Below are 12548 nucleotides of genomic sequence, written 5' to 3'. Positions count from 1 at the left end.
CAGTGCTCGGCACCAGGTTTTCAAAGTTGCCACCGGTCGCACCGGTAATGGTGGTGGTGACGGTGCTGCCGTTGTTGTAGACGTCATTGGCAGGCGTATCAACGTTGACGGTGCCGGTCGTCTGTCCAGCAGCAATGGTGATGACCGAGCCATTGCTCAAGGTCACGGTCACCGGAGTCTGGGCCGGGTTGGTCAGGGTGGCGGTGTAGGTAATCTGGCCGCCTTCGGTGATGGTGTTGCTGGCGGTCAAGGTCAGGCCAGTGGTATCCGCCGAATCAGTAATCGTGGTGACCGCAGGCGCAGTGCTCGGCACCAGGTTTTCAAAGTTGCCACCGGTCGCACCGGTAATGGTGGTGGTGACGGTGCTGCCGTTGTTGTAGACGTCATTGGCTGGCGTCTCGACGTTAACGCTGCCGGTCGTCTGGCCAGCAGCAATGGTGATGACCGAGCCATTGCTCAAGGTCACGGTCACTGGGGTCTGGGCCGGGTTGGTCAGGGTGGCGGTGTAAACAATCGCACCGCCTTCGGTGATGGTGTTGCTGGCGGTCAAGGTCAGGCCGGTGGTGTCAACCGAATCGGTAATCGTCGTAACCGCTGGCGTGGTGCTCGGTACCAGGTTTTCGAAGTTGCCACCCGTCGCACCGGCAATGGTGGTGCTGACAGTGCTGCCGTTGCTGTAGACGTCGTTGGCCGGGGTATCCACGGCAACCGTGCCGGTCGTCTGTCCAGCAGCAATGGTGATCACCGAGCCATTGCTCAAGGTCACGGTCACCGGCGTCTGGGCCGGGTTGGTCAAGGTGGCGGTGTAGGTGATCTGGCCGCCTTCGGTGATGGTGTTGTTGGCGGTCAAGGTCAGGCCGGTGCTATCCGCCGAATCAGTAATCGTGGTGACCGCAGGCGCCGTGCTCGGCACCAGGTTTTCAAAGTTGCCACCGGTCGCACCGGTAATCGTGGTGCTGACGGTGCTGCCGTTGTTGTAGACGTCATTGGCCGGTGTATCAACGTTGACGGTGCCGGTCGTCTGTCCAGCAGCAATGGTAATGACCGAGCCATTGCTCAAAGTCACGGTCACCGGCGTCTGGGCCGGGTTGGTCAGTGTGGCGGTGTAGGTGATTTGCCCGCCTTCGGTGACAGTATTGCCCGCGCTCAGGGTGACGGTGGTGGTGTCGACGGTGTCGGTGATCTGAGTCACGGCCGGTGTAGTGGGCACGGTCACGGCAATGCCGGTGCCGCCGGTGGTGCCGGTGACGGTCACGCTGATCTGGCTTGGGTCGTTGTAGACCGTGTCGTTCGGCGCCAGTGGAACGTTGACGCTGCCAGTCAGTTGGCCAGCCGGGATCACGATGACCGCGCCGTTGGACAAAGTCACGGTCAGGTTGGTCTGCGGGGCCTGGGTCACGGTCGCGGTGTACACCAGCACGCCGCCGGCCTCGGTCAGGGTCGGCGTGGCGCTCAGGGTCATGGTCGCATTGAGCACGGCGTTGGCGGTCGTATCGGCCGTGGTATCGCCACCCAGGATGTTGTCATCGGTGGCCGCCGCCGCAGCGAGGCCTTCGGTTGGGAAACCGACGGTAGGGTCGACGCTGCCGGCGGTGGCATCCAGCACCACAAAGCTGTGGCCGCCACCGGCGGCGCCCCCCGTACCCGCGGCAGTGGCGCCGGCGGCGGTGGCTTCCAGGGCAGTCGTCGGGTCGACGCCCGCGGCGATGGCTTGTTGCAGTTCTTCTACCGACGGCGCGGCCTGGGCGGTGGCTTGTGCCAGGTCAGTGGACGAGTCCGGAGCATTGGCGCTCCACTGGGTGTCGCGGCCCAGGTCCAGGGTGCGGCCATCGGCCAGCTCCAATGTGACGGCGCCGGCAGGGCCGGTGTCCAACTGGTCGCCTACGTTCAGGCGATCGCCTTCAATGAGTACGCGCCGAATGCCCTCTGGGGATACGACGAAAACCTGACCAACAATGCTTTTGACAACGGCAATAACACTGCTCATTGAAGACTCTCCGGGTGCCACGCTCAGTAGACTTCCATGGACCCGGCGGCTTTTAGGCAGCAGCGGTCTGGACGTTCATGTGTACAAAGTAAGGTTATTTGACGCTTTTCATTGTCAATATTTTGGCTGTTTTTTCCGGCTATTTTGTTTGTGCCAAACTATTGACCTTCTGCCGGCCATCCTAAACAATTGCCAACGTAATGTCACATTGATATTTAAGCGGCGACCTGTTCTTTCAGCGCGTGTTCCAGCTCCTGTTTTGAACTTTCCGACATACGGTCATTCCGGTTGCCATCATCCGATGCAGCGCCACGTTTCGCTGTGATTCAAGACAAGAGTTCTGGGAATAATCCAACCATGCGTTCGCACCTGCTCAAGGCTTTACCCTTCGTCCTCGCCGCCAGTTTCGTACAAGCACAAACCTTGCCGCAGGCCATGCAGCAGGCTTTGGATGTCCATCCTGAAATCCAGGCCGGCGTGAACAGTCGTCTCGCGGCGGATTACCAACTCAAGGCGGCCAAGGGCGGCTACCTGCCTAGAGTGGACCTTGCAGCCGGATATGGCCGCGAAGGCACCGACAGTGTCACCACCCGTTCGGGCGGTAATAACCATTGGGAAACCCTGAACCGCAGCGAATCGAGCCTGCGCTTGTCGCAAATGGTTTTTGACGGTTTTGCGACGTCCAGCGAAGTCGGGCGTCAACAAGCCACCGTCAATGCCCGTGCCTATTCGTTGCTGGACGCCTCCGAGCGCACCGGTTTGACAGTGGCCCAGGTTTACCTGGACGTGCTGACCCGTCGTGAGTTCGTGCGCCTGGCCGAGGAAAACCTCAAGAGCCACGAGCGCATCTTCGATCAGATCAAGCTGCGCACTTCCCGTGGCGTGGGCAGCGGCGCAGACCTGGACCAGGCCGAAGCGCGCATGGCCCAGGCCCGCAACAACTTGATCACCGAACAAACCAACCTGGCCGATGCCGAGACCAACTACCTCAGCGCCGTTGGTCAACTGCCCGATCAACTGGAGCGTCCTGCCGATTTTCTGGCATTGCTGCCGGCCAACCTGACCGAAGCCCGCGCCCAGATGCTGGAAAACAGCCCGGTGCTGCGTTCGGCCGAAGCCGACATCGCTGCCGCCGAGCAACAGTATGAAGCCGCCAAATCGAGCTTCTACCCACGCTTCGATGCTGAGTTGGGCCGCACCGCCGACAACGACCTGGACGGCCAGAACGGTCACAACAATGAATGGCAAGCCATGCTGCGCATGCGTTTCAACCTGTATGCCGGTGGCAGCAACAAGGCCGACCTGGAATCCAAGTCGTACCTGTCCAACCAGGCCCTGGACATCCGCAACAACGCGCTGCGCCAGTTGAACGAAGAACTGGGCCTGGCCTGGAACGCCTTGAACAACGCCAACGCCCAGGTGCCGGTCGCCCAGCAATACGTAGACCGCAGTGCCAACGTGCGCACCGCCTACCAGAAACAATTCAGCCTCGGCGAACGCACGCTGCTCGACTTGCTCGACAGTGAAAACGAGCTGTTCAGCGCTTCCCGTCGCCTGGCGGAAATCAAGAATGTGCAGCTGTTCACCCAGTACCGGATCAAGGCAACCATGGGCCAGTTGTTGAAAAGCCAGGGTGTGGTCGCGCCGTTGGCATCGGTTGTGCAGAACGACGTGAAACCCAAGGTCCAGTTGCCTGGGATGAATTGAGTCCTACCAGCCGTTTTAATCAGTCAGAGTGCCGAGCGTGGAATCAGAAGTCAGTCCAGTCGAACTAGTTCATGACCCGCGCACGCTGCACGACGACCCGCTGCTGGACGGTCTGCTGGCGCTCTGCATGCTGCATCAGAAGCCGGCCAGCGCGGCGATGCTCACCACCGGCCTGCCGCTGCCCAAGCAACGGCTGAGCGTCGAATTATTGTCGCGCGCGGCAGCCCGTGCCGGTCTGCAAGGGCGGGTGTTGCAACGCAAGCTCGAGCAAATTCCGACCATCGCCATGCCGGCGCTGCTGCTGCTTAAAGACGGCCGCAGCGCCGTGCTGCTGGGCTGGGTCGGTGACGACCAGGCGCGATTGCTGCTCAGCGAAAGCGACGGCGGTGAGGTGACCGTCAGCCGCGAGCTGCTGGCCGATGACTACAGCGGCAAGGTGTTCTTCGCCCAACCGCAGCATAAATTTGACGTTAACCACGGCACGCTCATTCCCCGGGCGCGTTCGTGGTTTCGCGACACCCTCAAGCGCTCCCGTTGGCTGTACGCCGATGCCATCGCCGCCAGCCTGTTGATCAACATCATCGCCATGGCCGCGCCGCTGTTCGTGATGAACGTCTACGACCGCGTCGTGCCGAACCAGGCCGAATCGACCCTGTGGGTATTGGCCGTCGGCATCACCGGCGCCTATGTCTTCGACCTGATCCTCAAGATGCTGCGCAGCCTCTGCCTGGACCTAGCGGGCAAGAAAACCGACTTGATCATTTCGGCGACGCTGTTCGAGCGCATCGTCGGCATGGCCATGAAACACCGCCCGGCGCGGGTCGGCAGCTTTGCCCAGAACATCCATGAATTCCAGAGCCTGCGGGACTTCCTCGCCTCGCTCACCCTCACCAGCCTGATCGATTTGCCGTTCACCCTGCTGATCTTCATGGTCATCGCGATTATCGGTGGGCACCTGGTGTGGATTCCGGTGCTGGCGTTCCCGATTGCCCTGCTGATCGGCTATGCCTTGCAGAAGCCGTTGGTCGCGACCATGGAACGCACCATGGCCCTGGGCGCCGAGCGCCAGTCGAGCCTGATCGAAACTCTCGCTGGGCTGGACGCGGTGAAGGTCAACAACGCCGAGAGCGAGCGCCAGTACCAATGGGAACAGACCATCGGCACCCTCAGTCGCCTCGAACTGCGGGTGAAGATGCTGTCCGGCCTGGCGATGAACATCACCTTGCTGATCCAGCAATTGGCCGGGGTGATCATGATCGTCTTCGGGGTTTACCTGATCATCGCCGGCAACCTGAGCATGGGTGGGCTGGTGGCCTGCTACATGCTCAGCGGCCGCGCCCTCAGCCCGTTGGCCTCGTTGTCGGGCCTGCTGACGCGTTACCAGCAGGCGCGGGTGACCATGACCTCGGTCGACCAGATGATGGAGCTGCCCCAGGAGCGCAATTTCGACGAGCGCCCGCTGAGTCGCAAGGTATTGCAGGGCGCCGTTGAATGCCGGCAGTTGAACTTCACCTACCCGAACCAGCAGAACCCCGCGCTGAAGAACATCAACCTGGTGATCAAGCCGGGCGAGAAGATTGGCATCATCGGTCGCAGCGGCTCGGGCAAGAGTTCCCTGGCCAAGTTGCTGGTGGGCCTTTATCAGCCCGATGACGGCGCCTTGCTGGTGGACGGCGTGGACATCCGCCAGATCGACGTCAGCGAGCTGCGCTACAACATTGGCTACGTGCCCCAGGACATCCAATTGCTGGCCGGGACCCTGCGGGACAACCTGACCTCCGGCGCCCGTTACGTCGAAGACGAACTGGTGCTCCAGGCTGCTGAGCTGGCCGGCGTGCATGAATTCGCCCGCCTGCATCCGCAAGGCTATGAACTGCAAGTCGGCGAGCGCGGGCAGAACCTGTCTGGCGGCCAGCGCCAGAACGTCGCCCTGGCTCGCGCGTTGCTCCTCAACCCGCCGATCCTGCTGCTGGACGAACCCACCAGCGCCATGGACAACACCGGTGAAGAACGCCTGAAACAGCGCCTGGCCGCCGTGGTGGAAAACAAGACCGTGCTGTTGGTGACGCACCGGGCCTCCTTGCTGTCCCTGGTGGACCGCCTGCTGGTGATCGACCGTGGACAGATCCTCGCCGATGGCCCGAAAGCCGCCGTCATGGAAGCGTTGAAAAAGGGGCAGATCAGTGTTGCTTAAATCAGGTTTCAAGGGCGCTGTGGGTCGTTACTTCAAAGGTTCCGATTCACTGCATGGCCAACCGCTGCCCGAGGTCAACAAAGCCCTGATCGAGGACGCTCCCCGGGTGGTGCGCCTGACAATCTGGGGCATCATCGGCTTCTTTGTGTTCCTGGCGCTGTGGGCCAACTTCGCCGAGATCGACGAAGTGACCAAGGGCGACGGCAAGGCGATCCCCTCGTCCAAGATCCAGAAGATCCAGAACCTGGAAGGCGGCATCGTCGCAGAGCTGTTCGTGAAGGAAGGGCAGATCGTCGAGGCCGGCGCGTCGTTGATTCGCCTGGACGACACGCGGTTTGTCTCCAACGTCGGCGAAACCGAAGCGGATCGCCTGTCGATGCTGTTGCGGGTCGAACGCCTGAGTGCCGAGGTTGATGACCGGCCACTGAACTTCCCGGCCGATGTGCTCAAGGCGGTGCCGGGCCAGGCCGCCAGCGAAGAGTCGCTGTACATCAGCCGTCGCCAGCAATTGCACGATGAAATCGGTGGCTTGCAGGAGCAGTTGATCCAGCGCCAGCAGGAACTGCGTGAGTTCGTCTCCAAGCAGGCGCAGTACCGCTCCGGCCTGGCGCTGCAACGCCAGGAAATCAACATGTCCGAGCCGCTGGTGGCCCAAGGCGCGGTGTCGCCGGTGGAAGTGCTGCGGCTCAAGCGCGCCGAAGTCGAGACCCGTGGGCAACTGGACGCCACGACGCTGGCGATTCCTCGCGCCGAATCGGCGATCAAGGAAGTGCAGCGCAAGATCGACGAGACCCGCGGCAAGTTCCGCAGCGAAGCCCTGACCCAACTCAACGAAGCACGCACCGACCTGAACAAGGCCCAAGCCACCGGCAAGGCCTTGGAAGACCGCGTGAGCCGTACCCTGGTGACCTCGCCGGTGCGCGGCATTGTCAATAAACTGCTGGTGAACACCATCGGCGGCGTGATCCAGCCCGGCAGCGACCTGGTGGAAATCGTGCCGCTGGACGACACCCTCCTGGTGGAAGCGAAAATCCGTCCCCAGGACATCGCCTTCCTGCACCCCGGCCAGGACGCCACGGTGAAATTCACGGCGTACGACTACACCATCTACGGTGGGATGAAAGCCAAGCTGGAACAGATCGGTGCCGACACCATCACCGATGAAGACAAGAAGACCACCTACTACATCATCAAGCTGCGCACCGAACGCAGCCATCTGGGCACGCCTGAAAAGCCCTTGCTGATCATCCCTGGGATGGTGGCGTCGGTGGACATCATCACCGGCAAGAAAACCGTGCTCAGCTACCTGCTCAAGCCAATCATCAAGGCCCGGTCCGAGGCGTTGCACGAGCGGTAATGCCGAGTAGTTGATTATTTTGTGGCTTGGTAGCTTTTGTGGCGAGGGAGCTTGCTCCCGCTTGAGTGCGCAGCACTCATCGCTTTTTTTGGGGCCGCTGCGCGCCCCAGCGGGAGCAAGCTCCCTCGCCACAGTGTGGGGCTAACCCTTAAACCCCTGTGGGAGCGGGCTTGCTCGCGAAGGTGGTTTATCAGTCAATGTATATGTAGCTGACCCGACGCATTCGCGAGCAAGCCCGCTCCCACATTTGGTTTTGCAGCTCTAGCCAAAAGCCATATAGTTATTCGTTAACGGTATTTAAATTACTGTTCTTATACCTTTAAAGTCATCCCCCTGCGTACCTGCCGACCAATCGGCGCGCCGCACGACACAAACCAACACGGTAACGCCGTGAGTTTTTGATCGATTGCGCGCCCATTCAAGCGCGCCGTGCGTGGGAGTGATGTATGCCAGCCGTCTCTTTTTCTCCAGCTTCAAATGCCGCGAACATCGCGCCGCAGTCGTTCGACATCCGTCCATTCCCCGATGCCGTAGGCGCCGAGATCGTTGGCCTGGACTTGTCCAGACCCATCAACGACCAGGATTTCGCCCGCATCCACCGCGCCCACCTGGACTATCACGTCGTGGTGTTCCGCGATCAACGCATCACACCCGAACAGCACATCGCTTTCAGCCGTCGTTTTGGCGTGCTGCAGATCCATGTGCTCAAGCAGTTCTTGCTGGCCGGGCATCCCGAGATTCTCATCGTTTCCAACATCATCGAAAACGGCCAGTCCATCGGCCTGGGGGACGCCGGCAAGTTCTGGCATTCAGACCTTTCCTATAAAGAACTGCCCAGCCTCGGCTCGATGCTTCATGCCCAGGAGCTGCCAAGCGAAGGCGGCGATACGCTGTTCGCTGACATGCACAAGGCCTGGGACGGGTTGCCGGAAGCGCTGCGCAAAGCGGTGGAGGGCCGTTCGGCGGCGCACTCCTACACTGCGCGCTACAGCGAGACTAAATTCGAAGGCAACTGGCGCCCGACGCTCACGCCTGAGCAACTGGCCCAGGTCGCCGAAGTCGTGCATCCCATCGTCCGCACCCACCCGGAAACCGGGCGAAAGGCGTTGTTCGTCAGCGAAGGCTTCACCACCCGCATCGTCGGCCTGCCGGAAGACGAAAGCAAAGCCATCCTGACGGAGCTGTATGCCCACAGCGTGCTGCCGCAGAACATCTATCGCCATCAATGGCAGCCCCACGACTTGGTGTTCTGGGACAACCGCTCGCTGATTCACCTCGCCGCCGGTTGCCCGAGTCATCTGCGCCGCAAGCTGTACCGTACCACCATCCAGGGCGACGCCCCTTTCTGATCGGCTGCGCCTCGCGCAAAAAGCCCGGAGAATCACCATGTCCACACGCATTGCTTTTGCCCCGCTGGCCGCCGCCATCGGCCTGGGGTTCAGTTTGCTGGCCGGCAGCCTCGTCGCGCCCGCCAGCGCCCACGCCGAGGGCGAGATTCGCATCGCCGAACAGTTCGGCATCGTTTACCTGTTGCTGAACGTGGTCCGCGACCAGCAATTGATCGAGAAGCATGGCAAGGAGGAGGGCATCGACATCAAGGTCGACTGGACCCAGCTATCAGGCGGCGCGGCAGTCAACGATGCGTTGCTGTCGGGTTCCATCGACATTGCCGGGGCTGGCGTCGGGCCGCTGCTGACGGTCTGGGACCGCACCCGTGGCAAGCAGAACGTCAAGGCCGTGGCCTCCCTGGGCAACTTTCCCTATTACCTGTTGAGCAACAACCCGAACGTCAAGACCATCGCCGACTTCACTGAGAAGGACCGCATCGCGGTCCCAGCGGTGGGAGTGTCGGTGCAATCGCGGTTCCTGCAATTCGCTGCCGCCAAGCAGTGGGGCGACAAGGACTTCAATCGCCTCGACAAGTACACCCTGGCCGTCCCGCACCCGGACGCCACGGCCGCGTTGATTGCTGGCGGCACCGAGTTGACCGGGCACTTTTCCAATCCACCGTTCCAGGACCAGGCCCTGCAAAATCCCAACGTCCACGTCGTACTCAATTCCTATGACGTGCTCGGGCCGAATTCACCCACGGTGCTGTTCGCCACCGAGAAATTCCGCGACCAAAACCCGAAGACCTACAAGGCCTTCGTCGAGGCCCTGACCGAAGCGGCCGAGTTCGCCCAAAAGGACAAAGGCGCGGCGGCGGACACCTACCTGCGTGTGACCAAGGCCAAGATCGACCGGGCGACCTTGCTGAAGATCATCGACAACCCGCAGATCGAATTCACCGTCACCCCGAAAAACACCTACCCGCTGGCGGAGTTCCTCTACCGCGTCGGCGCCATCAAGCACAAACCGGCGTCGTGGGAAGATTATTTCTTCCAGGACGCCAAGCCGTTGCAGGGGAGCTGATCGTCATGAACGCGCCATTGCAAGGCCACGCGGCCAGCAACGCCACGTCCGCTGACACTGCGCTGTTGTCAGTGGATAACGTCAGCCTGGAATACCGCACCCCACAGCGTGTGGTGCGGGCCACCCATCAGGTGAGTTTCGAGGTCGATCCGGCGGACCGCTTTGTATTGCTCGGCCCGTCCGGGTGCGGCAAGTCCACGCTGCTCAAGGCCATTGGTGGTTTCATCGCACCGTGCGAAGGTGAGATCCGCTTGCAAGGCCAAACCGTCCGAGCGCCAGGCCCGGATCGCATCGTGGTGTTCCAGGAGTTCGACCAATTGCCGCCGTGGAAAACCGTCAAGCAGAACGTGATGTTCGCGCTGCTGGCGTCGGGCACGCTCAAGCGTCGCGAAGCCGAGGAGCGGGCGCTGCATTATCTCGACAAGGTCGGCCTGGCGGCGTTTGCCGATGCCTACCCCCACACCTTGTCCGGCGGCATGAAGGCCCGCGTCGCCATTGCCCGCGCGTTGGCGATGCAACCAAAAGTCCTCTTGATGGACGAGCCCTTTGCCGCCCTCGATGCCCTGACCCGACGCAAGATGCAGGAGGAATTGCTGCTGCTCTGGGAGGAGGTGCGTTTCACCCTGTTGTTCGTCACCCACTCCATTGAAGAGGCATTGGTGGTGGGCAATCGTATTTTGCTGTTGTCGCCGCACCCGGGACGGGTGAGGGCGGAAATCCACAGCCATCAATACGACCTGCACAGCCTCGGCGGCGTGGGTTTCCAGCACACGGCGCGGCGGATTCATTCGTTGCTGTTCGAGCAAGGCCAGTCGCCGGACGCCGAGCGTGAGCTGGATTTCACCGACATCCGTATCGCCTACTGACCCTGTAGGAGGTGTCGAGTGCAACGAGGCTGCGATCTTTTGATCTTTCGTCCGAGACTCAAGCGTCAGGGGAAAGATCGCAGCCTCGCTTCGCTCGGCAGCTCCTACGGGGCGGTGCCAGGATTTGAAAAGAGAGTGTTTATGAGCCAGTTATCGCCTGCGCGCGAAGAATACGAAGTCGACCTGCAGCCGCTGACCCACGTGCCATTGGAGCGCGAGTTGCCCTTGGGCCAGCGCCTCTGGCAACAGGGTTGGTTGCGCAAAAGCCTGATCCTGTTACTGCTGGCGCTGGTGTGGGAGGGCGTGGCCCGATACCAGAACAATGACCTGCTGCTGCCGAGTTTCCTGCAAACCGCCAACGCGTTGTATGACGGTTTGCTCAGTGGCGAGCTGCTGGGCAAGGTGTGGATTTCCCTGGTGGTGCTGCTCAAGGGTTATTTGCTGGGCATCGTCCTGGCGTTTGGCTTGACCACCCTGGCGGTGTCGACGCAGCTAGGCCGCGACCTGCTCAGCACCCTGACGTCGATGTTCAACCCGCTGCCGGCCATCGCCCTGTTGCCTTTGGCGCTGCTGTGGTTTGGCCTGGGGCAGAACAGCCTGATTTTCGTGCTGGTGCATTCGGTGCTGTGGGCGTTGGCGTTGAATATGTATGCGGGGTTTCTTGGCGTGTCGGAAACGCTGCGCATGGCCGGGCGCAACTACGGGCTCAAGGGCCTGCGCTTTGTTTTGTTCATCCTGATCCCGGCGGCGCTGCCGTCGATCCTCGCCGGGCTGAAGATCGGCTGGGCTTTTGCCTGGCGCACCCTCATCGCTGCCGAACTGGTGTTCGGTGCGACCAGCGGAAAGGGCGGTTTGGGTTGGTACATCTTCCAGAACCGCAACGAGTTGTACACCGACAAGGTGTTTGCCGGGTTGGCGGTGGTGATCCTCATCGGGTTGCTGGTGGAGAACCTGGTGTTCGACAGTTTGGAGCGGGTGACGGTGAAGCGTTGGGGGATGCAGCGGTGAAAAGGGGTTAGTCACCTAAATGACGCTTGATTTCAGCCAACCTTTGGTTACGGATCTCTTTGGCTTGCTTGATTGCAACGAATTCACGCTCATCACTGAGTTGCTTCCTGGCGTCTTTGCTTGCCTGCTGGAGACGTTGTTGGGATCGGTAGGTAGGTTGCTGTCGCACTAGGGTGCGGGGAGGGGAAGGTTGGATGCGTGAGATTGTCGAAGTACGTGTAGTAGCGGTATGAGCGTGGAGTGGCATAAGCTGCTGCGGCACTGTCTGCGTCGTCCCTATTTTTTGGGTGACGAACATACTGACCGCTTTTCTTGCTCGACTTGTGCCACCGGAAATAGTTGAGATAACGCTACCGATATTGCTAGCCGCCCGACTAGCTGATGTTGTCGCAACGCTGGTGGTCCGATTTATGGCAGTTCGCAGCCCGCCAATAAATTTCTGCATAACGACCGAAGGCCAGCCAAAATGGTGTCCCGTCGGATCCGAATTCATCACCGGCTCCCCACCGCAATACATATACGAATTCAACCCACCCTTACCAAACGGACTCATATTGTCCGGGCTATGAAAGCGCATCAGGCGTGGGTTGTAGACGCGGTAGCCATTACCCAGGAAATACCATCCGGGCATCGTTTCACGCCGTTCGCCATTGAACCCCAATTGGGATATCACCTCATGCTGCGCCGACTGGTGACCGTACGGCGAGTATGCGATGCGATTGGTATTGCCCGCATCGACTTCAACGAGTACCGAGTTTTTGAGATCCACCGCCAGCAACACGGTACGTTGTTGGCTAGGGTTTGCTGGATCGTTCGTTATGGTCTGAGTCATACGAAACACCGGCAAGCATGAGATTGGGAGCTGTGGGCCATAGTTCTACTCCCTTGGCGTCGGTTGGAGAACTATCAGAACTGTTAGTTTTTCTCACTCCGTACAGCCTGCTTGCAGGTACCCGGACGCCAACATGGACCCGTGGCCAGAGATTGCTCCCGCTCGACTGTTCCCTGTAGGAGCTG

General features: G+C 60.7%; 9 protein-coding genes. 7 read left to right on the top strand and 2 right to left on the bottom strand.

The annotated features are described in order from the left end of the window. The coding region (locus tag HU767_RS27925) for a retention module-containing protein (protein ID WP_186731046.1) at nt 1-1987 on the bottom strand (1987 nt) is incomplete at its 3' end. A gap of 357 nt (nt 1988-2344) precedes the next feature. Here HU767_RS27925 and HU767_RS27920 point away from each other — a divergent pair. The 7 genes from HU767_RS27920 to HU767_RS27890 all read left to right on the top strand — a co-directional run bounded on the left by HU767_RS27920 (nt 2345) and on the right by HU767_RS27890 (nt 11531). Beyond that, nucleotides 2345-3694, top strand: coding sequence for a TolC family outer membrane protein (locus tag HU767_RS27920; RefSeq protein WP_186709501.1), 1350 nt, complete (start codon nt 2345-2347; stop codon nt 3692-3694). Nucleotides 3695-3731: 37 nt separating this feature from the next. Further along, the gene (locus HU767_RS27915) at nt 3732-5888 is read left to right on the top strand and encodes a type I secretion system permease/ATPase (protein WP_186709500.1); all 2157 of its coding nucleotides are present in this window, start codon (nt 3732-3734) and stop codon (nt 5886-5888) included. Continuing rightward, on the top strand, nt 5878-7245 hold the full coding sequence (locus tag HU767_RS27910; RefSeq protein ID WP_186709498.1) for an HlyD family type I secretion periplasmic adaptor subunit: 1368 nt from the start codon (nt 5878-5880) through the stop codon (nt 7243-7245). The genes HU767_RS27915 and HU767_RS27910 overlap by 11 nt, the downstream gene beginning before the upstream one ends. Nucleotides 7246-7691: 446 nt before the next feature. Next, nucleotides 7692-8594 carry a TauD/TfdA family dioxygenase gene (locus HU767_RS27905; RefSeq protein ID WP_186709489.1) on the top strand — a complete coding sequence of 301 codons (903 nt, stop codon included), beginning with the start codon at nt 7692-7694 and terminating at the stop codon, nt 8592-8594. Between the two features lie 37 nt (nt 8595-8631). Continuing rightward, nucleotides 8632-9657 carry an ABC transporter substrate-binding protein gene (locus HU767_RS27900; protein WP_186709487.1) on the top strand — a complete coding sequence of 342 codons (1026 nt, stop codon included), beginning with the start codon at nt 8632-8634 and terminating at the stop codon, nt 9655-9657. Nucleotides 9658-9662: 5 nt separating this feature from the next. After that, nucleotides 9663-10523: an ABC transporter ATP-binding protein gene (locus HU767_RS27895; RefSeq protein WP_186731045.1), complete on the top strand. Its 861-nt coding sequence runs from the start codon at nt 9663-9665 to the stop codon at nt 10521-10523. Between the two features lie 141 nt (nt 10524-10664). Continuing rightward, nucleotides 10665-11531 carry an ABC transporter permease gene (locus HU767_RS27890; protein ID WP_186731044.1) on the top strand — a complete coding sequence of 289 codons (867 nt, stop codon included), beginning with the start codon at nt 10665-10667 and terminating at the stop codon, nt 11529-11531. Nucleotides 11532-11538: 7 nt separating this feature from the next. Here the strand turns inward: HU767_RS27890 and HU767_RS27885 are convergent, their stop codons facing one another. Continuing rightward, nucleotides 11539-12363 carry an RHS repeat-associated core domain-containing protein gene (locus HU767_RS27885; protein WP_186709475.1) on the bottom strand — a complete coding sequence of 275 codons (825 nt, stop codon included), beginning with the start codon at nt 12361-12363 and terminating at the stop codon, nt 11539-11541. Nucleotides 12364-12548: the final 185 nt, after the last annotated feature.

Source organism: Pseudomonas sp. SWRI179 (assembly GCF_014268705.1).
Classification (GTDB): Bacteria; Pseudomonadota; Gammaproteobacteria; order Pseudomonadales; family Pseudomonadaceae; genus Aquipseudomonas; species Aquipseudomonas zanjanensis.
This window is presented reverse-complemented; position numbering and strand designations above follow the sequence as displayed.